The 23,586-nt window shown below is 62.4% G+C and carries 15 protein-coding genes and 1 pseudogene; all 16 read left to right on the forward strand.

The features are described 5' to 3' along the window. Positions 1-2,368, forward strand: a pseudogene (locus tag F7R20_RS12300) (acyl-CoA reductase). Between the two features lie 48 nt (positions 2,369-2,416). After that, complete coding sequence (locus tag F7R20_RS12305; RefSeq protein WP_003202140.1) at positions 2,417-3,691, forward strand: phenylacetate--CoA ligase family protein; 1,275 nt, start codon at positions 2,417-2,419, stop codon at positions 3,689-3,691. Next, positions 3,688-4,632 carry a GNAT family N-acetyltransferase gene (locus F7R20_RS12310; protein ID WP_003202142.1) on the forward strand — a complete coding sequence of 315 codons (945 nt, stop codon included), beginning with the start codon at positions 3,688-3,690 and terminating at the stop codon, positions 4,630-4,632. The genes F7R20_RS12305 and F7R20_RS12310 overlap by 4 nt, the downstream gene beginning before the upstream one ends. Before the next feature lie 109 nt (positions 4,633-4,741). Beyond that, entirely contained in the window at positions 4,742-6,736 is a 1,995-nt protein-coding gene (locus tag F7R20_RS12315) for a methyl-accepting chemotaxis protein (RefSeq protein WP_003202143.1), read from the forward strand. 223 nt (positions 6,737-6,959) lie between these two features. Continuing rightward, positions 6,960-7,406, forward strand: a complete 447-nt coding sequence (locus F7R20_RS12320) for a DUF411 domain-containing protein (RefSeq protein WP_003202145.1) — start codon at positions 6,960-6,962, stop codon at positions 7,404-7,406. Further along, positions 7,406-7,840, forward strand: a complete 435-nt coding sequence (locus tag F7R20_RS12325; protein WP_003202147.1) for a YqaA family protein — start codon at positions 7,406-7,408, stop codon at positions 7,838-7,840. The genes F7R20_RS12320 and F7R20_RS12325 overlap by 1 nt, the downstream gene beginning before the upstream one ends. Before the next feature lie 85 nt (positions 7,841-7,925). Then, positions 7,926-8,957: an alpha/beta fold hydrolase gene (locus F7R20_RS12330; RefSeq protein WP_003202149.1), complete on the forward strand. Its 1,032-nt coding sequence runs from the start codon at positions 7,926-7,928 to the stop codon at positions 8,955-8,957. A gap of 11 nt (positions 8,958-8,968) precedes the next feature. After that, positions 8,969-9,931 (forward strand): D-2-hydroxyacid dehydrogenase family protein, encoded by a 963-nt coding sequence (locus F7R20_RS12335; RefSeq protein WP_003202151.1) that lies wholly within the window; start codon positions 8,969-8,971, stop codon positions 9,929-9,931. A gap of 633 nt (positions 9,932-10,564) precedes the next feature. Beyond that, positions 10,565-12,136: a glycogen synthase GlgA gene (gene glgA / locus F7R20_RS12340; RefSeq protein ID WP_003202154.1), complete on the forward strand. Its 1,572-nt coding sequence runs from the start codon at positions 10,565-10,567 to the stop codon at positions 12,134-12,136. 7 nt (positions 12,137-12,143) lie between these two features. Next, entirely contained in the window at positions 12,144-13,946 is a 1,803-nt protein-coding gene (gene treZ, locus F7R20_RS12345; protein ID WP_003202155.1) for a malto-oligosyltrehalose trehalohydrolase, read from the forward strand. After that, positions 13,943-16,021: a 4-alpha-glucanotransferase gene (gene malQ, locus F7R20_RS12350; RefSeq protein WP_003202157.1), complete on the forward strand. Its 2,079-nt coding sequence runs from the start codon at positions 13,943-13,945 to the stop codon at positions 16,019-16,021. The genes treZ and malQ overlap by 4 nt, the downstream gene beginning before the upstream one ends. Next, positions 16,018-18,804 carry a malto-oligosyltrehalose synthase gene (locus F7R20_RS12355; RefSeq protein WP_003202159.1) on the forward strand — a complete coding sequence of 929 codons (2,787 nt, stop codon included), beginning with the start codon at positions 16,018-16,020 and terminating at the stop codon, positions 18,802-18,804. Before malQ ends, F7R20_RS12355 begins: the two co-directional genes overlap by 4 nt. A 20-nt stretch (positions 18,805-18,824) precedes the next feature. Beyond that, complete coding sequence (locus F7R20_RS12360; RefSeq protein ID WP_003202161.1) at positions 18,825-19,148, forward strand: DUF2934 domain-containing protein; 324 nt, start codon at positions 18,825-18,827, stop codon at positions 19,146-19,148. Between the two features lie 243 nt (positions 19,149-19,391). After that, positions 19,392-21,551: a glycogen debranching protein GlgX gene (gene glgX, locus F7R20_RS12365; RefSeq protein ID WP_003202162.1), complete on the forward strand. Its 2,160-nt coding sequence runs from the start codon at positions 19,392-19,394 to the stop codon at positions 21,549-21,551. A 251-nt stretch (positions 21,552-21,802) separates the two neighbouring features. Beyond that, positions 21,803-22,567, forward strand: a complete 765-nt coding sequence (locus F7R20_RS12370) for a PIG-L deacetylase family protein (protein ID WP_003202164.1) — start codon at positions 21,803-21,805, stop codon at positions 22,565-22,567. A gap of 228 nt (positions 22,568-22,795) precedes the next feature. Next, on the forward strand, positions 22,796-23,560 hold the full coding sequence (locus F7R20_RS12375) for an endonuclease/exonuclease/phosphatase family protein (protein ID WP_043042918.1): 765 nt from the start codon (positions 22,796-22,798) through the stop codon (positions 23,558-23,560). Positions 23,561-23,586: the final 26 nt, after the last annotated feature.

The raw sequence follows: 23,586 nt of genomic DNA on the forward strand, positions 1-23,586 counted from the left end.
ATGTATCTCATCAACGGTCAACTGAGCGCCGAATTGACGCTCGATGCAGCACTTGAACGCCTGCAGGCGCAACTGCCCGCCCTCCTGGACTGCCCGCCCCGCATCGAAGAGGTGCTCGATTGCGCAGACGCGTTCGTACAAATGCTGCAGATGTCCGACCAAAACCCAATGCTCGACGAGGAACAGCGTCAGGCGCTGATTGCCTTCTGTGGCCGCACCCACCTGGGCCTCAAGCTTGAGCGGGAACTGGGTTCGGCCCCACGCTCGTTGCGGCGGATCGATTACGGCGATGGCCCGTTCGAAAGTTGGCAGCCCCTGGGGCTTGTGGTGCATGTGACGCCGGGCAACTCACCCTTGTTGGGATTCTGCGCGGCGCTTGAAGGCCTGTTGGCGGGTAACGTGAACTGGCTGCGCCCCAGTACTCGTGACGGCGATCTCACGGCGCGACTACTTGGCTGTATTGCCCGTGCCCTCCCACGAAACCGGTCGCCTTTTCGCGCTGGCACAGGGCATCAGCGCCTGGGGCGGCGAAACAGCCCTGACAGCGTTACGCGAACAGGTTCCAAGTGGCTGTCGCTGGATTGATTGGGGGCATCGCATCAGCTTCGCCTATATCACGCCTCTTGCGGCAAGCGCGCAGGCGCTGGACAACCTGGTGGACGAAATCTGCCGCCTCGATCAGCAGGCATGCTCCAGCCCGCAATGGCTGCTGGTGGACAACGACGAGCCTGCCCGGATACAAGCATTGGGCGACGCTCTGGCCGCCGCTTTCGAACGGCGCGCCGGACACTGGCCCGCCCTGGAAACCACCGCGGCCGAAGCATGTGAAATCACCACCCGAACGGCACTGGCCCGCCTGGATTACAGTTTCGCAGGTCAAACCGGTCAGGTCTGGGCAGGTAACGGCTGGCGCATCCTCTGGGAACATCACCGCGAACTCCAACCTTCACCACTGTTTCGCACGCTGTTGCTACGGCCAGTGCCTGAAGGAATGCTCGCTGAAACTTTACTGCCATGGCGCAATGTGCTGCAGAGCTGTGCCCTCATCTGCGAACCGGAACGAGTACCCGCACTGGCACGCCGCCTGATAACCGCCGGCGTAACTCGCGTGACCTCCACCGCGCAGATCCAGCAGGGCTATGACGGTGAGCCCCACGATGGCGTCTATGCGTTACAACGATTGAGTCGCCGGGTATCGGTCGGCCTCGAAGCGGAAGTTGCCAGTCACCACGTGACGCTGGATGCTTCCCCTGGCGCGTTATCGCTTTGCCCCTCGACGCCGATTCTGGACAAGACCGCGTTCATGGCCTTGCCTGCGGCCCCTCAAGCGCAACTGTTCTTCCGCTCCGGCGGCAGCAGCGGCGCCCCCGTGCTGTCCCCCTACAGTTACCGGGATTTCGAACACCACATGCGCGCCGCCGCCGACGGACTGCGCGCGGCGGGCCTGGACCCTGCGCAGGATCGGGTCATCAATCTTTTTTATGGCGGCAGCCTGTACGGCGGATTCCTCAGTTTCACGAAAATCCTGGAACAGATGAAGGTCGTGCATTACCCCATGAGCGCACCATCGGATGACACCTTCGACGAGATTGCGAAGCTGATTGTCGATCAGCGAATCAACACGGTGGTCGGCATGCCGAGTACCTTGCATCGCCTGTTCTCCAGCCAGCAGCCGGTGCTGCAAGCGTACGGCGGCGTCCGCAAAGTCATGCTGGGTGGCGAGCACCTTGGGCAAGACAGCCACAGGTTATTGCAGCAGTGTGGCGTCGCACGCATTTGCTCAGCCATCTACGGCACCGTCGACGCAGGCCCCCTCGGTCATGCCTGCATCGCCAGCGACAATGGCGTGTTCCACCTCATGGACGGCATTCAGTCCTTGGAAATCGTCCATCTTGAACAGGATAAGCCGGTCGCTCCCGGGGAAACCGGACGCATGCTGTTCACCTCTCGCATACGCCAGGCGCGCCCCCTCCTGCGATATGAAGTCGGCGATCTGGGACGCTGGTTACCCGGCCCCTGCGCTTGTGGCCTGGAGTCGCCGAGATTCGAGTTACGCGAGCGCCACGGTCGCCTGGTACGCATCGCCACGGAGCTCATCAACACCCAGGAACTGGCCGAACGGGCGCAAGCAGCCATTCAAATCGTGCTCGACCATGGGAGTGGCGGCTGTGAACGCTTGCTGATTCGCACCGATGGCGACGCCGAAACGGTTCGACGCCAAGTGCTGGAGCTAGCACCGCTGCGCCTATCCGTCGATGCCACGCTGCTGGTCCTGGAAGTCCATTGCTGTCCGGTGGAGCACTTCGAACGTAATAAACACAGCGGCAAAGTCCCGCTGGTGATTGACCGTCGAATCCTGGCCAGTTGATCTCGCCCATTTTCGATAAGCAAACCTTCAAGCCTTGAGAAAATCCTGATGAGCGCTTCATTAGCCTATGAGCAATGGTTCAACCATATCCGCACGCACTCAGCGTTCTATAACACTCAGCTAAGCCACTTGCCCGTCCAGGGATGCGACTTCGGACAATGGCCGATTGTCGATGTAAATGAATACTGGAAAGGCAGCCATGACCTGGATACCTGGCGAGTACTGACCGATAAAGTCAGGGATGCGCTGGTTTTCAAAACCGGCGGCACGACCAGCCAAGGCAAAATGTCGGTGTACACCCACGCTGAATGGCAGATGATGCTCGACTGCTTCGGTCGCAGCCTGTCAGCCCAGCTGGTTGCAGGGGATCGAATCGCCAATCTGTTTTTTTCCGGAGACCTGTACGCCAGTTTCCTGTTTATTCACGGCGCCCTTTGCAGCTTGAATGTACCTATCACCGAGTTTCCCTTCACCGGGTCGGTAAAACTTGATCCCTTGGCCGAGGCCATCGCCGACCACCGCATCAATGTGCTGGTCGGCGTGCCTGCCCACTTGTTGGCATTCGCCAGCCATGTCAATGGACAGGGGCGAACGCTGCCACAGATCACCACCGTCCTGTTTGGCGGCGAGAACCTGTTCGAAAGCCAGATGCCGACCTTGAAGCGGGCATTTCCGCGGGCACGCTTTGCGTCGATCGGATACGCCAGCGTGGATGCCGGCCTGGTAGGCGCCAGCACAGCCGATTGCGACTTGGGCGAGCATCGCGTGTTCGACGAACAGACACGGGTGGAGATTATCGACGACCTGAGCGGTGAGGTCATCGATGCCTGCGGTCAAACCGGAAACCTGGTGGTGACCAACTTCACCCGGACCCTGATGCCCATCGTCAGGTACCCGGTAGGAGACCGGGCCAGTTGGTGCGAACCTGTCGGTACGCCACAGCGCAAGTTCGCCCTCCAAGGGCGCAGCGCACAAAGCCGTCGAGTACGGGTTGGCGTGTTGTCGCTATTCCCTGAAGAAATCAGCGGCATCGTCCAGCGCGTGGGCGGCAATCTTCAATGGCAGTTGATTATCGAGCACGTCCAGGATAATGATCACCTGCTACTCAAGTGGCTGCCCGATGCACAGGCTGACGCTGACCAAACACACTCGCGAGCGCTGAAGGACGCCTTGATCGAGCAATATCCAGGAATCGATAAACTCGACCTGAGTGTCCAGGCTTGTGCTGCGCAGGACCTGGAACGTCATCCCCGCTCCGGCAAGCATCTGTCGATCATTGATCGTCGGGTCTACGGTGCGCTGCCAGCAAGGAGCATCGGATGAGCCACTTGGTCATCAGGCCGTTCAGGCCCTCGGACAGTGCCGACACCTGCGAGCTGTTCCGCCGAGTCTATGGCGATCACTACGTCTCGCCGGACGTCTACATGCCGCAGATGATCTGCCAACATAATCTGCAGGGGCGGTGGCACTCGTTGGTCGCCATGATCGACGACCGCGTGGTCGGTCATGCTGCGCTGTGCCGCCAACAGTTGGCGACCCAAGATGCCGAGCTGGCGCTGGTGGCGGTGGATCCCGACTCGCAGGGCGGACAGATTGCCACGCGGCTGGGACAGCAACTCCTGGACCGTTGTCAGGCGCTCGGGCTTGCCAGGCTGTCGATCAAACAGGTTACGAGCCATCCCTACAGCCAACGACTGTCCCAACGGCTTGGTTTTCATGATGTCGGCCTGCTGCCCGACTTCGTACCCTCGCCGTTCGCCACGGACCAGGCCGAAACCATCGTGATCGGCTGTCAGGCCATCGGTGGGGACTTTCGACCGCTGCCGCCTGTCCAGTGGCCCGCACCCTGCCAATGGCTAATGACTCCACTGGCTTCGCAGTTCGGGACCCTCCACGACGACACGCCACCGGGGATTCAACCGTTACGGATAAATCATTTGCCCGGACGAGTCGACATCTTTGCCGAACGCATGGATGTCGGCCTCGTCGGGCAGCTGCGACAGCTGCCAGCCCATTGGCCGCTTTCAATCCGACTCGGACTCGGTCGGCACTTTTGCACTGACTACCACCTGCTGCGCACCGCTGGTTTCTTCTTCACAGGAATAATGCCCTGCGACACTGCGCAAGGTTGGCAGGCGTTGTTCCACCGTGTGTCACAGCCGCGCAAGCTCAATCTGGAGTCCGCCTTCATGCAACGTCTCCACGATGAATGGCAGGTCCACGCCCAAGCCTCGAAAGACACGCAAGCCAGCTCGGCCGCCTGACGCGACGTCCCCCCGCTTCGCTCAAGCTATCGGCATGGACGCCGATACAACTTGGTACGCCCATCCCAACTGTTTCTGAACGTCGCCCTCGCGCAAGGAACACACCAACATGCCATCACTGCGCACCATTCAGGCCCGCTACACGCTGTTCCTGGTTCTGTTCATCCTGGTGTTATCTATCCTGACCGTTGTCGGCATCAGCTACTTGGTCGCACCGAAATTGCGTCACACCGAGGAGCAAGTGGCGCTGAACCGCATTGCCGAGGTCGCCGAGCAGATTCAGGGCGAACTGAACAAAGTCCAGGCCCAGCAACGCAGCATCACCCAGACCATCCCGCTGCTCGACAGCGATGCCATCGACAAAGTGTTGCCGGGGCTGGTGGATCAGTATGGCGAGCTGAAAGTCTTCGGCGGCGGGATCTGGCCGTTGCCCAACCAGCGGGCCGAGGGGCGCAACAAATTCAGCACGTTCTGGCACCGCGACGCGTCCGGCAAGCTGGCGGTCAATACCTTCTGGAACAGTGACGCCGCGCCCAACTATTACGAACAACCCTGGCACAAAGGCGGCATGGCCACCCCTCCTGGCAAATGTGCCTGGGCCGCGGCCTATAAAGATGACGCCAGCGCCGAACCACGCACCAACTGCGCCATGGCCATCCAGAAAAACGGCGTGCCTTACGGTGTTTCCACCATTGACGTGACCCTGGGCTTCTTCAATGACCTGGTAGCGCGCAAGGAAGCCGACCTGGGCGCCGAGATGCTGATCGTCGAGGGCGACGGCAAAATCATCAGCAACAGTTCGCGCATCAGTGGGCCGATCGTACTGAAGAACATCAGCGAACTGGCGACCACCTCGCCATTCGCCACCCAGGTCAAGGCGGGCCTGGCCAAGCGCGACCAGCCCCTGCAACGGGTCGAGTTCGACAACAAGGGCGAGGCCAGCACGTTCTTCATGCGCCCTATCGAAGGTTCGCCGTGGTTCCTGGCGACCGCCTTGCCAACCCGCCTGATCACGGCCCAGCGCGACGATGTACTGAACACGCTTAGCCTGCTGCAGATCCCGATGGTGATCCTGCTGGTGTTGATACAGCTTTACGCTATCCGTCAGTTGACCCACCGCATGAAGGTCCTCAAAGGCAACATCGACGCCTTGTCCACTGGCGATGCCGACCTGACCCGACGCATCACCATCCGGGCCGAGGACGAGCTGGGAGCGATCGGCCATTCGGTCAACCGCTTCATCGCTTACCTGCAAAGCATGATCGGCGAAGTCACCCAGGCCACGGGCGCCATGGCGTCGAGCCTGGGCGATCTGCACCGGACCTCGGCCCACACCAGCGAAATCCTGATGCGCCACGCCTCGGAAACCGACCAGACCGTGACTGCCATTACCCAGATGAGCTCCACGGCTGAAAGCGTCGCGCAAAACGCGGCCGAGACCGCGGCGTTCACCCAACGCGCCAATGAGCATGCCGATCGCTCCCGCGTGGTGGTTGGTGAGGCGTCCAACAGTGTGGTGGCTCTGATCGATGAAGTGGCCAGCGCCACCCGCAAGGTCGAAAGCATGCAACAGGATGCCCAGCGCATCACCGAGATCCTCGGCGTCATCGGCGCCATCGCCGGGCAGACCAATCTGCTGGCCCTCAACGCGGCCATTGAAGCCGCCCGGGCCGGTGAGCAAGGCCGTGGTTTTGCCGTGGTGGCCGACGAAGTACGCGCCCTCGCTGCCCGCACCCAGGCCAGCACATCGGAAATCAACGAAATGCTGGCCCGCCTGACCCAAGGCGTGAGTTCGTCGGTCGCAGCCATGGAAAATACCCAGGCCAGTTGCCAGTCAGCCGCCGATGCCACCTCTCGAGTCAACTCGGGCCTGGACGAAATGGCCGGCTCCGTCAGTCAGATCAACAGCCTGAGCACCCAGATCGCCACCGCCGCCGAGCAACAGAGCGCGGTGACCGAGGAGATCAATCGCAGCATGGTGCAAATCCGTCACATGGTGGAGGAGTTGGTGGAGGGCGGCCTGGCCAGCGAGGCCAATACCCGGCAACTGCTGGAGGCCAACACGCGTGTGAATGCGATCATGGGGCGGTTCAAGGTGCGCTGAGGCGTCTCCATTCTCCTGTGGGAGCGGGCTTGCTCGCGATGGCGGTGGGTCAGCCTCCATGGGTGTCGAATGGGCTGATGCCTTCGCGAGCAAGCTCGCGCCCACAGGACTTTATTCACCCCTGCAACCTGACAATTCTGTAATCCCCGCCTCAGCCCCCCGTCAGCTCGCGCTCGCTACTCTGTTATCCTCCCTCCAAACCGTTCGATACGAGACCACCGCCATGGCCCATCCCCTGCACCTGCTCGCCTTGAGCGCCCTGTTCATGACCACCCTGGCCCAGGCGGCCGAATCGGTCACCATTGATGTACACCGCGATGCCAATTGCGGCTGTTGCAAAAAGTGGATCTCGCATCTGCAAGCAAACGGCTTCAAGATCAACGACCATGTCGAGGCCGACATGAGTTCGGTCAAGCAACGCCTGGGCGTGGCGCCGAACCTGCGTTCCTGTCACACCGCCGAGATCAACGGCAAATTCGTCGAAGGCCATGTCCCGGCCGACCAGGTGCTGGCGCTGAGCAAGCGCGATGACCTGCTCGGTGTCGCCGCGCCGGGCATGCCCATGGGCTCGCCCGGCATGGAAATGGACGGCATGAGCGATGCCTACCAGGTCATCGGCTTGAAGAAAGACGGGACCCAAACCGTAGTGGCGGATTACCCGGCGCACTGATGGGCGAAGCCTATATCGGCTTGTTCCTGGCGGCTTTCGGCGCGGCGACCCTGTTACCGTTGCAATCGGAGGCCGTGTTGGTTGGCTTGTTGCTCAGCGAGCGCCATCTGGTCTGGCTGTTGCTGGCGGTTGCCACGCTCGGCAATGTCCTCGGCTCGCTGGTGAACTGGTGGCTGGGCTCGCGGCTGGAGCACTTCAAGGATCGGCGCTGGTTTCCGGTCAGCCCGGCCCACCTGGACAAGGCTCGCGTGCATTACCAACGCTTCGGTCACTGGTCGCTGCTGCTCAGCTGGCTGCCGATCATCGGTGATCCGTTGACCCTGGTGGCCGGGGTGATGGGCGAACCGTGGCGGCGTTTCCTGTTGCTCGTAAGCCTTGCCAAGGGTTTGCGCTATGGCGTTCTCGCCCTGGCGACCCTGGGCTGGATGGACTGAACGTTCTGGCTGTTGGGTTGCCTGTGGTTAATGTCGCCATAATCGGGCCGCGCCAGGATCGGCGGCGGCCACAAGGAGATTGACCATGCCCCGCACCACCGCGCGCTGGTTGCCCAGCCTGTTCCTCACCGCCGCCCTGCCCCTGTTCGCCCAGGCCGCCAACCCGCCCGAAGGCCCGGCCTACGGAGCGCAGTTGGAGGGTTTCGAATACCCCTACACCCTCAAGCACTTCGCCTTCCAGTCCCAGGGCCAGTCGTTGCAGATGGGTTATATGGATGTGCCAGCCCAAGGCAAGGTCAATGGCCGCACGGTGGTGCTGATGCACGGCAAGAATTTCTGCGCCGCCACCTGGGGCGATTCGATCAAGGTGCTCAGCGAAGCCGGATACCGGGTCATCGCGGCGGATCAGGTCGGCTTCTGCACATCGAGCAAACCCGAGCATTACCAGTACAGCTTCCAGCAACTGGCGAGCAACACCCAGGCCTTGCTCAAGGCCCTCGGCGTACAGAAAGCCGTCCTCCTCGGCCATTCCACCGGCGGAATGCTCGCCACCCGCTACGCCTTGCAGTTTGCCGACGAGGTCGAACGCCTGGCCATGGTCAACCCCATCGGCCTGGAAGACTGGAAAGCCTTGGGCGTACCCTATCGCACCGTGGACCAATGGTACGCGCGGGAGCTGAAAGTCAACGCCGAGGGTATCCGCAACTATGAGCGCACGACCTATTACGCAGGCCGCTGGGAACCTGAGTTCGAGCGCTGGGTAGACATGCTCGCCGGCTTGAACAAGGGCCCCGGTCATACGCAAGTGGCGTGGAACTCGGCGCTGATCTACGACATGATCTTCACCCAGCCGGTCTATTACGAGTTCAAGGACCTGACGGTACCCACCCTGCTGCTGATCGGCACCTCGGACACCACCGCCATCGGCAGCGACATCGCGCCGCCGGCGGTCAAGGCCACGCTGGGTCATTACGAGGTATTGGGCAAGCAGGCCGCCCGGCTGATTCCCCGCTCGACCCTGGTGGAGTTCCCCAATCTGGGGCATGCCCCGCAGATGGAAGAGCCGGATCGGTTCCACAAGGCCCTGTTGAGCTGGCTGGACAAACCCATTCCCTGACGAGGTGTTCCATGGCGGTGCAAATAGCAGTCATAGACGATTGGCAAGATGTGGCACGTGGCGTGGTGGACTGGTCGGTGCTGGACAGCGTCGGCCAGGTGACGTTTCTCCATGACTATCCCGCTGACCGCGACACCCTCGCCGAGCGCTTGCAGCGCTTCGAGGTGATCTGCGTGATGCGTGAACGCACGTTGTTCGACGAAGGCCTACTGCGTCGCCTGCCCAATCTCAAGCTGTTGCTCACTGGCGGCATGCGCAATGCCGCCCTGGACCTGAAGGCTGCCGCCGAGCTGGGCATCCAGGTGTGCGGCACCGACAGCTACAAGCACGCCACGCCCGAACTGACCTGGGCACTGATCATGGCCCTGACCCGCAACCTGGTGCAGGAAGCCAACGCCCTGCGCGCCGGCCTGTGGCAGCAAGGCTTGGGCGGCGACCTGCACGGCAAGACGCTGGCGATCCTCGGCCTGGGCAGCATCGGTACGCGGGTGGCGCAGTTCGGCCAGGTGTTTGGCATGCGGGTCATCGCCTGGAGCCAGAACCTCAGCGCCGAGCGCGCCGCCGAAGTGGGCGTGACCTACGTGAGCAAACAGGCATTGTTCGAGCAGGCCGACATTCTGTCGATTCACCTGGTACTCGGCGAACGCACCCGCGGCCTGGTGGATGCCCAGGCCCTGGCCTGGATGAAACCCGAGGCACTGCTGGTCAACACCTCCCGCGGGCCGATCGTCGATGAAACCGCCCTGATCGACGCGCTGCAACACAAGCGCCTGGCCGGCGCCGCCCTGGACGTATTCGCCCAGGAACCTTTGCCCGCCACCCATCCGTTCCGAACCCTGGATAACGTATTGGCCACACCACATGTGGGCTACGTCAGCCGGCAGAATTACCAGCGGTTCTATTCGCTGATGATCGAAGACCTGCTGGCCTGGGCGGCGGGCCAGCCGATTCGGTTGCTGACGCCAGCAGCCTGAACCTAAAGCATCAACACATCTTCCCTTGTGGGAGCGAGCTTGCTCGCGATAGCGGCGGATCAGTTGCAAGGTTTGTGACTGGCACACCGCTATCGCGAGCAAGCTCGCTCCCACAGGAGACATTGTGTTTTATTGGCCATCAAAACGCCTCCACCCCACCCGCCCTCCAATGGTGCATCACGCCATTCCATCGCGCACGCCGATGAAACAACGCCGTTCCCTTACACCCTTTTGGTTTCAGAGAACTGCACTTCGTCGGTGCGTATCCCCCTTTGTCATGTAAGAGATTGCCGACAAAAACCGTGATTGTCGGACAATGCGACGAACCGAGCCGCACCGCTCTACGTTCTGACCTAGACTGCCTAACCGGGGGGAAAACCAACCGGTCATCCAGACGAAAAAAAGTCGAAACTTTTCGCAACGGCGACAGGTCAGGTTAGAGGTAGGGCAACCGCGACTGGTGCAGTCCTTGCACTAGTCATTGCAACAGCTCCTTCAGCTGATTCGCTTCGCCGCATTGGGTAGCCGTTCGGTTTCCTTGCGTTGCGCTTGTGCGCCTGGCCGCAGGATTTGGCCAATGAAACAACAGCTCTGGCGCTTGCCGGAAACAGATCGAGAAAATGGGAGATATTTATGATCAGTGCTGCCTTGGAACCACAACAAGTCCGTTCTCAACTACCGCCCGCGGCCGAATCGCCAACGGCACCGGTGCTGGCCACCGGCGGCAAGGCACTGCTCCCCGTCGTTCGACAGAATCCCAACCGCAAGAAAGTATTGTTCGTCACCTCGGAAATCGCCGACCTGGTAAAGACCGGCGGCCTGGGCGATGTCTCCTCCGCACTGCCTCGGGCCATGGCCGGGCTGCATGATGTCCGGGTGCTGATCCCCGGTTATCCGCAAGTGATGAACAGCGGCAATCCGATCCACATCATCGGCGAACTGGGCGGCCACGCAGCGCTGCCGCCCTGCAAGATCGGGCGCATGGACATGGCCGACGGCCTGGTGATCTACGTCCTGATCTGCCCGGAACTCTTTGCCCGCGAAGGCTCCCCCTACGGTGCCAACAACGGTCGCGACTGGCCCGACAACCACATTCGCTTCGCCCGCCTGGGCCTGGCCGCGGCCGACATCGCCGCCAACCTTGCGCAGATCCACTGGTGCCCGGACCTGGTCCATGCCCACGACTGGCCAGCCGGGTTGGCACCGGCCTATATGCACTGGCGCGGGCAACGCACCCCGACCCTGTTTACCATTCACAACCTGGCGTACCAAGGCGTCGTCAGCCTGGCCTCCTGCCCGGAGCTGGGCATCCCCGAACACGCCCTGCAACAGGAAGGCATGGAGTTCTACGGCAAACTGTCGTTTCTCAAAGCCGGGATGGCTTACTCCAGCCATATCACCACCGTCAGTGCCACCTACGCCCAGGAGATCACCACCCCGGCGTTTGGTTGCGGGCTCGACGGTTTCCTCGCGGCCAAGACCCAGCAAGGCTTGCTCAGCGGCATCCCCAACGGCATCGATGAAAGCTGGGATGCAGCCACCGACACGCACCTGTTCCGTCAGTTCGCCATGGGCGACTGGGAAGGCAAGGCGGTCAACGCGTCCCATGTGCGTGAGCTGTTTGGTCTCGACGACTCCACTGGCCCGCTGTTCGCCGTGGTTTCGCGCCTGGTCTACCAGAAAGGCCTGGACCTGACTGAAGCGGTCGCCGAGTTCATCGTCGAGTCTGGCGGCCAGATCGCCATCATCGGCCGTGGCGAACCGGAGGAAGAACAGGCCATGCGTGAACTGGCACTGCGCTTCCCCGGACGCATCGGTGTGCGTATCGGCTTCAACGAAACCGACGCGCGGCGGATGTTCGCCGGCAGCGACTTCCTGCTGATGCCGTCGCGCTACGAGCCCTGCGGCTTGAGCCAGATGTACGCCCAGCGCTTCGGCTCGCTGCCGGTGGCGCGCAATACCGGAGGGTTGGCGGACACCATCGAAGATGGCATCACCGGCTTCCTGTTCGATGAGTCCACCGTGGAAAGCTACAAACAGGCCTTGAGCCGGGCCTTCAAGGTCTTCGAGTTCCCCGACCTGCTCAACGCCATGCGCTGCCGGGCCATGTCGGCGCCGTTCAACTGGTGCAAGGCCGTGGAACCCTATGCCGAACTCTACGAACAGCTGGTGGCTAAGTCACTGGGAAAATCGGCCAGACAATGAGGTAACAATGACGTCAAGGACGCCTGAGACATGGACCCACGGGGCGGTCATGCTGGATGACGAGCACACCCGCTTCGCCCTCTGGGCCCCGGATGCATTTTTTGTCAGTGTCGAGCTCGACACTGGAGATTCAATACCGCTACTGCCCCAAGCCGACGGCTGGTTCATGATCCAGACCCGTTGCCCCGCCGGCACCCGCTACCGCTACAACATCGATGGCGAGCTGGAGGTGCCGGACCCGGCCTCTCGCGCCCAGGCCGGCGACATTGACCGCCACAGCGTGGTGGTCGACCCGCATGCCTACCCATGGCGACACACCCAATGGTCCGGTCGCCCCTGGCACGAAGCCGTAATCTACGAGTTGCACGTGGGTGCCCTGGGTGGTTTCGACGGCGTCGAACTACATCTGGCACACCTGGCCGGATTGGGTATCACCGCCATCGAGCTGATGCCATTGGCGCAGTTTCCCGGTGATCGCAACTGGGGCTACGATGGCGTCCTGCCCTACGCCCCCCAGGCTTCCTACGGGACGCCCGAACAGCTCAAGCATCTGATCGACAGTGCCCACGGTCATGGGCTCTGCGTCATCCTCGATGTGGTCTACAACCACTTCGGCCCCGATGGCAACTACCTGCACCGCTATGCCAAGGGCTTCTTCCGTGAAGACAAGCACACGCCCTGGGGCGCGGCGATTGATTTCCGGCGCCGCGAAGTGCGGGACTTCTTCATCGACAATGCACTCATGTGGCTGCTGGAGTACCGTTTCGACGGCCTGCGCCTGGACGCGGTACACGCCATTGAGGACCCGGACTTTCTCCAGGAACTGGCGACCAGGGTGCGTGAGCAGGTGGACCCGATCCGGCATGTCTGGCTGACCGTGGAAAACGAACACAACCAGGCCCACCTGCTGGAGCACGGCTACGACGCCCAGTGGAACGACGACGGGCACAATGCCTTGCACGTGCTGCTGACCGGTGAGACCGACGCCTACTACGCCGACTATGCCGAGCAGCCGACCGAACAACTGGCCCGTTGCCTGAGCCAGGGTTTCGTCTTCCAGGGCCATCTCAATCGCCATGGCGAAGCCCGGGGCGAGCCCAGCGGCCATCTGCCGCCGAGCGCGTTCGTGCTGTTCCTGCAGAACCATGACCAGATCGGCAACCGTGCCCTGGGCGAACGCCTGCATCAGCTCGCCGCGCCCCAGGCCCTGCAAGCAGCGACAGTCTTGTTGCTGTTATCACCGATGATCCCGCTGCTGTTCATGGGCGATGAGGTGGCGGCCGAACAACCGTTCCTGTTCTTTACCAGCCACCACGGCGAGCTGGCAGAGCTGGTGCGCGAAGGCCGACGCAACGAGTTCAAGGCCTTCAGTGCCTTTGCCGATCCGCAGAAGCGCGAACGAATTCCCGACCCCAACGCCGCCAGCACCTTCGAGGCTTCACGCCCAAGCCTGGAATCGCAAGGTCCGGAGCAGCAGGCCAACGAGGCGCTGTATCGGCAACTGCTGAAAATCCGCCGTGAAGAGATCGTCCCGCGCCTGCCCGGTGCCCAGGCCCTGGGCACCGATGTGCTGGGCCATGGCGCCATCAGCGCACGCTGGCGGTTGGGCGATGGCAGCGTGTTGCGCATCGATTTCAACCTCGGCGATCAGCCCGTCGAACACAACGCTCCGGAAGAGGCACGCATTCTTTTCGAACATCCGCAGCAGGTCATGGGTCTGTTGCAACAGGGCGTCCTTGCGCCCTACAGCGCGCTGGTCAGTCTGACGCAGGCGACAACCTTGCCCAACATCACTGGAGAGCGCCTATGAGCGACGCGCAACTGGAAATCCTCGCCAGCCGAGCGGGACTGGCGGTGGATTGGATCGATGCCAATGGCCGGGCCCAGAAAGTCTCGCCGGCCGTCTTGCGTTCGGTCCTCACCGGCCTGGGCCATCCAGCCGGCAGCGCACAGGAAATCGACGCCAGCCTGCTGCAGTTGCAGGAAGCTCAACAGAACCATCAATTGCCACCGCTGATCACCGCCGACGTCGGGGTCAGCCTGGACTTGAGCCGCTACTTCGAGGCCGGGACACCCTGCGAAATCAAACTCGAAGATGGCGCGACACTGAACCTGAACCTCGATGCCGATGCAAAGCTGCCGGGGATGGTCCCGGTGGGTTATCAGCACATCAGCATCCAGGACCAGCATTTCACCCTGGCCGTCGCGCCGGCCCGTTGCTACAGCGTGGCCGATGCGGTGGACGACCCTACGCCACGGGCCTGGGGCCTGAGCGCGCAACTGTATGCCCTGCGCCGCCCCGGTGACGGTGGCTTCGGTGACACCCAGGCTTTGGAGGAGCTGGCGCGGGTGGCCGGCGAGCGCGGCGCCGAGGCCGTTGCCATCAGCCCGATGCACGCGATGTTCAGCAGCGACACCGGGCGCTACAGCCCCTACTCACCGTCGAGCCGACTGTTTTTCAACAGCCTGTACGCCGCGCCGGGAACCATCCTCGGTGAACGCGCGCTGCGCACCGCCATCGACGCCACCGGCCTGACCAATCAACTGCGCACCCTGGAGGAGCAACCGCTGATCGACTGGCCGGTCGCTGCCCAGGCCAAGCAGAAGATCCTGCGGGCCCTGTACGACGGCTTCAGCCTGGGTGAGCATCCGCTGCATGAAGACTTCAGCAGCTTCCGCCACACCAGCGGCGAAGCCCTGGAAAATCATTGCCGCTTCGAGGCCTTGCAGGCCGAACGCGCCGCCCGGGGTGAAAGCCTCGACTGGCGCCACTGGCCGGAAGAATGGCGCGACCCGCGCAGCCCCGCCCTGGCCCATTTCGCCGAGGAAAATGCCGATGAGATCGGCTTCTACGCTTTTTGCCAATGGTTGATCGCCCGCTGCCTGGAGCGCGCCCAGAGCGCAGCCAGATCCAGCGGCATGGGCATCGGTCTGATCGCCGACCTGGCGGTGGGTGCCGATGGCGGTGGCAGCCAGGCCTGGAGCCGGCAGGACGAACTGCTCGCCTCGCTGACCGTGGGCGCCCCGCCGGACATTCTCAACCGCTCCGGCCAAGGCTGGGGGATCTCGGCATTTTCCCCGGAAGGCCTGGTGCGCAACGGCTTTCGCGCCTTCATTGAAATGCTGCGGGCCAACTTCGCCCACGCCGGTGGCTTGCGCATCGACCATGTCATGGGCTTGCAACGGCTCTGGGTGATCCCTAACGACGCCCCACCTTGCGATGGCGCCTACCTGTATTACCCGGTAGACGACCTGCTGCGCCTATTGGCGCTCGAATCCCATCGGCACCAGGCCATCGTGCTCGGCGAAGACCTCGGTACCGTGCCCGACGGCCTGCGGGACAAACTCATTGCCCGCTCGATCCTGGGCATGCGCGTGCTGTTGTTCGAACAGGACAACACCCACTTCAAGCCCATTCTCGACTGGCCGGACAATGCCCTGGCCACCACCAGCACCCATGACTTGCCGACGCTCAATGGCTGGTGGCACGGTCACGACATCGACTGGAACGCCCGGCTGGACCTGATCGATTCCCATACCGAAATGGACTGGCGCAAACACCGCGAGCGCGAACGCGAAGGCCTGCGCCACGTGCTGAACCAGGACCCGCAGAACTTTCGCGAAGAACACCGCGAGACCGACCAGGTGCTCGACGCCAGCGTGCGCTTTCTCGGTCACACCCGCGCACCGCTGGTGTTGTTGCCGCTCGAAGACGCCCTGGGCATCGAGGAACAGGCCAACCTGCCGGGCACCATCGACACCCACCCCAATTGGCGCCGCCGCCTGGCCGGGCAAAGCCAGGCGTTGCTGGATCACCCGGACGCTGCCCGGCGTCTGGAAATACTCGCCTGTGCGAGACTTCAGGCGAACGAGCGTGACCGATGAAACAGACGTTGATCCAACCCCTGCGGGCAACATTGCGCCTGCAGTTTCATAAAGGCTTCACCCTGGACGATGCCATCCCCCAGGTGCCGTACTTCGCCTCGCTGGGCATCAGCCACATTTATGCCTCACCGCTGCTCAAGGCCCGGGCCGGGTCCATGCACGGCTACGATGTCGTCGACCCCACCCTGGTCAACCCCGAACTGGGCGGCGAAGTCGCGCTCAAGCGCCTGGTCGCGACCTTGCGCGAGCATCGGATGGGCTTGATCCTCGACATCGTGTCCAATCACATGGCCGTCGGCGGCAATGACAACCCCTGGTGGCTGGACTTGCTGGAATGGGGGCGCCTGAGCCCCTACGGTGAGTTCTTCGACATCCAGTGGCACTCCCCCGACCCACTGATGGAAGGCCAATTGCTGCTGCCGTTCCTCGGCAGCGACTACGGCGTGGCGTTGCAGGAAGGCACCTTGCAACTGCACTTCGATGCCAGCCAAGGCAGCTTCTACGTCGAGCACTACGAACACCGCTTCCCGATTTGCCCGATGCACTACGGCGAACTGCTCAAACCCACCGAAACCTTGCCTGCCGAGCAAACCGAATCGCTCAAGACCCTGGCCGAGCGCTTTACCACGCTGAATTACCAGACCGATGCCCATACCCTCGCCCGCCCGCTGCAGAAAGAGTTGCAGGACCTGGCAGCACAAGCGGACATCCTCACCGCCATCCAGAACAACCTGGCTGGCTACGACTCTACCCAACCCGAAGGCTTCGAACGCCTGCATCAATTACTCGAGCGCCAGAGTTACCGCCTCGCCAGCTGGCGCACGGCGGCGGACGACATCAACTGGCGGCGCTTTTTCGATGTCAACGAACTGGGTGGGCTGCGGGTCGAGCGTCCGGCGGTCTTCGAGGCGACCCATGCCAAGATTTTCCAATTGATCGGCGAAGGCCTGGTGGACGGTTTGCGGATCGATCACATCGACGGCCTTGCCGACCCTCGCGGTTACTGCCGCAAATTGCGCAGACGCGTCGATTCACTGTCGCCGACCCGACACCTGCCGATTTTCGTCGAGAAGATCCTTGGTGATGGCGAGACCTTGCGGCGGGACTGGAACATCGACGGCAGCACCGGTTACGAATTCATGAACCAGGTCTCGCTGCTCCAGCATGACCCGGCCGGTGCCGCCCCCCTCGCCGAATTCTGGAGCCGGCACAGCGAGCGGCCAGCGCACTTCATCGAAGAAGCCCGCCTGGCCCGCCAGCAGATTCTCAACGGATCCCTGGCCGGAGACTTCGAAAGCGTCGCCCAGGCCCTGCTGCAAGTGGCCCGGGACGACGTGATGACCCGCGACCTGACCCTGGGCGCGATTCGGCGAGCCTTGCAGGAACTGATCGTGCATTTCCCGGTGTATCGCACCTACATCACGCCCCTGGGGCGCTCGGCCGAAGACGAGGTGTTTTTCAACCAGGCCCTGGAAGGCGCCCGGCAAACCCTCAGCGAAGCCGACTGGCCGGTGCTCGACTGCCTGGCCGGCTGGCTCGGTGGGATGCCCTGGCGGCAACGTCCGCGCGGCAACCAGCGTAAACGCCTGCGCCATGCCTGCGTGCGCTTCCAGCAACTGACCTCGCCGGCCGCCGCCAAAGCGGTGGAGGACACCGCGCTCTATCGCTCGGCGGTGCTGTTGTCACGCAATGACGTGGGCTATGACACCGAGCGCTTCAGCGCCCCGCCTCAGGTGTTCCACCACGCCTGCCTCGAGCGGCTCGAGCATTTTCCCGACAACCTGATCACCACCGCCACCCACGACCACAAGCGCGGCGAAGACACCCGCGCCAGGCTGGCGGTGCTCAGCGAACGCGCCGATTGGTACACCGCCTGCGTGGAGCAATGGCGCATCCTCTCGCCTTCGCTGCACAGTGACCCGGCGGCGCCCTCGGCCGGTGATGAACTGATTCTGTACCAGGCACTGCTCGGCAGTTGGCCGCTGGATCTCGACCTCCAGGACCACAAGGCCCTGGCCGAATACAACGAGCGCCTGTGGCAATGGCAACGCAAGGCCCTGCGCGAAGCCAAGCTGCAAAGCAGCTGGGCGGCGGTCAACGACGCCTATGAGCAAGCCACCCAGATGTTCCTCGAACGGCTACTGCTGGGAGATGAGGGGTTGCCCTTGCGCAGCGCCATCGCCGAGGCGGTCCAGGCCATCGCCCCGGCGGGCGCCCTCAACAGTCTGGCGCAAACTTTGCTGCGCATGACCGTACCCGGCGTACCGGACCTGTACCAAGGCAACGAGTTCTGGGATTTCAGCCTGGTGGATCCGGATAACCGTCGTCCGGTGGATTTCCAGGCACGCCGCGAGGCGTTAGGGGCCGACAGCACGCCAGCCGCGTTGATACGCGATTGGCGTGACGGCCGAGTCAAACAGGCATTGATCGCCAGGACACTGGCCGTGCGAGCCGAGTATCCGCAGCTATGGCGCCAGGGACGCTACCAGCCGCTGGAAGTGCTCGGCGAACAAGCCGAAAGAGTATTGGCCTTCATGCGCGAAGACTCGCAACAACGGGCGATCATTGTTGTACCTGTCCATGCGGCGCCGTTGCTGGAAAACAGTGCCGTGCCGCTGGTGGCTGCGTCGGATTGGGGCGATACCCGTGTGTCGTTACCGTTCGCCGCCAAGGATGAAAAACTGAAGGGACTTTTTTCAAGCGCAACAGTCACACCCCAAGGGGAGCTGCTGATCAGCACCGCGCTGGGGAATTTCCCGGTCAATGTCTTTATCCAACCTTGAGTTGAATCAGGAGCACTGCGATGAGTACCGACGATAAACGCATTCGCGAATTCGCCTATCAGATCTGGGAGTCCGAGGGTAAGCCCGCCGGGCAGGAGAACCGCCACTGGGAGATGGCGCGCAAACTGGCCGAAGCCGAAGCGCTGGCGCCCAGCAAGCCACCCAAGGCGGCGAGCAAATCAGCGGCCAGCAAAACCGATGGCGCCAAGCCCGCTGCCGCCAAGAGCGCCACGGCCAAGACAGCGGCAAAAACCACCACGCCCAAGGCCAAGCCTGCGGCCAAAGCGGCTGCGACCACCGCAGACAAGAAGCCGCGGGCCACACGCAAGCCGCCGGCGGTTTGATTCATCCTATCGGTCTCCTCGTCAGGTGGGAGCAACGCCTGCTCGCGAAACAGGTGCCTCGATTTCGGCAGGCGCGCATCGCTTCCTCGCGGGCAAGCCTTGCTCCCACAGAGAAGCAACTTTGTCCCACATAGCGGGGCGGTGCGACGTTTCGCTAAATCCCCTCGCCACAAGTGAAGGGTGGAGCCACCCACCCCAAGTGAACCGCATCGCTGAATCTGTCTGTCTTTTGCAGGAGCAACTATGACCCGTCCAAAAAAAAACACGCCGCCGCCCGTGATCGAGGCTTCGCGGATTCGTGAAGGGCTGCCTTTTCCACTGGGTGCAACCTGGGATGGCCTCGGGGTCAATTTCGCGCTGTTTTCAGCCAATGCCACCAAGGTCGAACTGTGCATCTTCGATGATGCCGGCGAAGTCGAACTCGAACGCATCGAGCTGCCGGAGTACACCGACGAGATTTACCACGGCTATCTGCCGGATGCCCACCCGGGCTTGATCTATGGCTACCGGGTCTACGGTGCATACGACCCGGCGAACGGCCACCGTTTCAACCCGAACAAGCTGCTGATCGACCCGTATGCCAAGCAACTGGTCGGCCAGTTGAAGTGGTCCGAAGCCCTCTTTGGCTACACCATCGGCCATCCCGATGGCGACCTCAGTTTCGATGAGCGCGACAGCGCCCCGTTCGTCCCCAAGTGCAAGGTCATCGATCCTGCGCACACCTGGGGTCACGACCATCGCGTCAGCGTCCCCTGGGACAAGACCATCCTGTATGAGACCCATGTGCGCGGCCTCACCATGCGTCACCCTTCGGTGCCCGAGAACCTGCGCGGTACGTTCGCCGGGCTGATGGTCGACGATGTGCTGGAGCATATCCGCAAGCTGGGTGTCTCGTCGGTGGAACTGCTGCCCATCCATGCCTTCGTCAATGACCAGCACTTGCTGCACAAAGGCATGACCAACTACTGGGGTTACAACAGCATCGCCTTCTTTGCCCCGGACCCACGCTACCTGGCCAGCGGCAAGATCGCCGAGTTCAAGGAGATGGTCGCCCACCTGCACGAGGCCAACCTGGAAGTCATCCTCGACGTGGTCTACAACCACACCGCCGAAGGCAACGAACAGGGCCCCACCCTGTCCATGCGCGGCATCGATAACGCCTCGTACTACCGGCTGATGCCCGACGACAAACGCTATTACATCAACGATTCCGGCACCGGTAATACCCTGGACCTGAGCCATCCTTGCGTGCTGCAAATGGTCACCGACTCCCTGCGCTATTGGGCCACGGAGATGCACGTCGACGGCTTCCGCTTCGACCTGGCGACCATTCTGGGCCGTTACCATGACGGCTTCGACGAGCGCCACAGCTTCCTCGTGGCCTGTCGCCAGGACCCGGTGCTGCGCCAGGTAAAAATGATCGCCGAGCCCTGGGACTGCGGCCCCGGGGGCTACCAGGTGGGACGCTTCCCGCCGGGCTGGGTCGAGTGGAACGACAAATTCCGCGACACGGTGCGGGCCTTCTGGAAGGGCGACGACGGCCAGCTTGCCGATTTCGCCAGCCGAATGACGGCCTCGGGCGAGATGTTCAACCAGCGTGGCCGGCGTCCGTACGCCTCGGTGAACTTCGTCACCGCCCATGACGGTTTCACCTTGCATGACCTGGTGTCGTACAACGACAAGCACAACGAGGCCAACGACGAGAACAACCAGGACGGCAGCAATAACAACCTGTCCTGGAACCATGGCGTCGAAGGGCCGACGGACGATCCAGAGATCAACGCGCTGCGTCATCGGCAGATGCGCAACTTCTTCGCCACCCTGCTGCTGGCCCAAGGCACGCCGATGATCGTCGCTGGCGACGAATTCGCCCGTACCCAGCACGGCAATAACAACGCCTATTGCCAGGACAGCGAGATCGGTTGGGTCAATTGGGACCTGAGCGAGGATGGCGCGGCGCTGCTCAAGTTCGTCAAGCGCCTGATCAAGTTGCGCCTGACCTATCCGATCCTGCGGCGCGGGCGGTTCCTGGTGGGTAACTACAACGAGGACATTGGCGTCAAGGACGTCACCTGGCTGGCCCCGGACGGCAGCGAAATGACCATTGAGCAATGGCAGGACAGCCATGGTCGCTGCCTCGGCATGCTGATGGACGGCCGCGCACAGGAGACCGGCATTCGACGCAAGGCCGGCGATGCGACGCTGCTGCTGGTGGTCAACGCCCACCATGACATCGTCAACTTCCGCTTGCCGGAAGTCCCCGAGGGCAGCTTCTGGACCTGCATGGTCGACACCAACCAGCCGACCGTTCGTGGACAAGAGCGCTTCGATTTCGATTCCGAATATTCCGTCACCGGGCGCTCGCTGCTGCTGTTCGAGCTGCAACGCGAAGAAGAGGAATGAAGTACCGTTTGTAAACAGCCAGAGAGACCGCAAGGACGCGGTTTTTTCGATGTACACAGCCCAGTTTGAAGAAAAAAATGCAGTTCAGACACACATCTCGCAAGACGAATCGACCGACATGGTCAATACTTCACATGCGGTAGTCTCCAGGATTCGGAGCGCTGTGAATCGCAGCCATACCCACGCGGGCGTCATCGGACAGTAGGCCCGGTAGATGGCTGGAAGGTTGAACACACACAAGGACGTCTCTCATGAAGCCCGCCTCTCGCTTGCCCGGCCGACAGCATCCGCAAATCTGGAACAGTGCTGCGCAACTGGCCGATATCCCGATCATCAGTACCCAGACGCTCATTCCAGCCGGCGCCCGCGCCGTCGTCCTCTCCCCGCATCCGGGCGATGAGATCGGCGCCTGTGGCGGATTGCTGCAGTTGCTGAACAACCTGGATCAACCCATGTTGCTGATCTCGGTCTCCGATGGAGCCTTGGTCCACCCCGGTTCACCGTTGTGGACCGATGAGCGCCTGCGTACACACCGCCCTCACCCGCAGGAAAGCGTGGACGCCCTGCATCGCCTGGGCATAGCCGCCCATGGCCTGCAATGGGTGCGCGGCGGCTTCCCGGAAAAGGCCCTGGCCGAACACGAGGCCGAGCTCACCGACTTTATTGCGCGTCACCTGCGCCCCGGTGACGTGGTGTTCAGCACCTGGCGCCAGGATGGCGACAGCGACCACGAGACCGTCGGGCGCGCCGGTGCCCTGGCTGCCGACAGGATCGGGGTGGCGTTCAACGAACTGCCGGTATGGGCCTGGCACTGGCCGGTCCGCGAGCAAAATAAAATCCCCTGGCACCGGGCCCGCAAACTGCGCCTGGATGTCTGGACTACCGCCCGCAAGCGTCACGCCATGCATGCTTACGTCAGCCAACTCAACGGCGAGCCGGCGAGCGGCATCGCCCCGCTGGTGCCCAGGGTCATCCTGGATCGGATGGGCATGCCGTATGAGATTGTCTTCATCTGAACACGTGCCTGTGATGGCGGTGGTTCGGATACACCGCTATCGCGAGCAAGCTCGCTCCCACAGGAGATGTTGCATAATCCAATATGGGAGCGAGCTTGCTCGCGATAGCGATCGGCAAGGACATGAAAAATCCGGAACTGCCGACACCCCGGGTCAGTCGCATGAACAGGTACGTCTGATTCAGGAGCGAACGTGACTCAAGATCCCGATTGGCGGCCCGTCGAACCAATGCCATCGGAACTGCCTGCGGCGGTTCATCGGCTGCGGATCCTGACGGTCAATACCCATAAGGGTTTCACCGCCCTCAACCGTCGCTTCATCCTGCCCGAATTGCGCGAAGCGGTGCGCAGTACCGGTGCCGACCTGGTGTTCCTGCAAGAGGTTCTCGGCGAACATGACCGCCACGCGTCACGCTACGACAACTGGCCCCGGACCTCCCAGTACGAATTCCTCGCCGACAGCATGTGGAGCGACTTCGCCTACGGCCGCAATGCGGTCTACCCCGATGGCCACCATGGCAACGCCTTGCTCTCCAAATACCCGATCCGCCAGTTCCGCAATCTTGATGTGTCCATCACCGGCCCGGAGCGGCGCGGGTTATTGCACTGTGTGCTGGATGTGCCCGGGCACGCCGCTGTCCATGCGATCTGCGTGCACCTGAGCCTTTTGGAAAGCCATCGCCAATTACAGCTCAAACTGCTCTGCCAACTGCTCGATTCGCTGCCCGAGGATGCCCCGGTGATCATCGCCGGCGACTTCAACGATTGGCAACTACGTGGCAACCTCGCCCTCGCCCGTCGTGGTTATCTGCATGAAGCCTTCGAGCTCCACCACGGTCGCCCCGCCAGGACCTATCCGGCCCGCTTCCCACTGTTGCGCCTGGACCGTATTTACCTGCGCAACGCCAGCAGCCACGCCCCGCAAATCCTGGGCAACAAACCCTGGACGCACCTGAGCGACCACCTGCCGCTTTCGGTGGAAGTGCATTTGTAGGGTGGGTCTTTTCTGTTCGTTCTGCG

Source organism: Pseudomonas brassicacearum subsp. brassicacearum, assembly GCF_008801605.1.
Classification (GTDB): domain Bacteria; phylum Pseudomonadota; class Gammaproteobacteria; order Pseudomonadales; family Pseudomonadaceae; genus Aquipseudomonas; species Aquipseudomonas brassicacearum.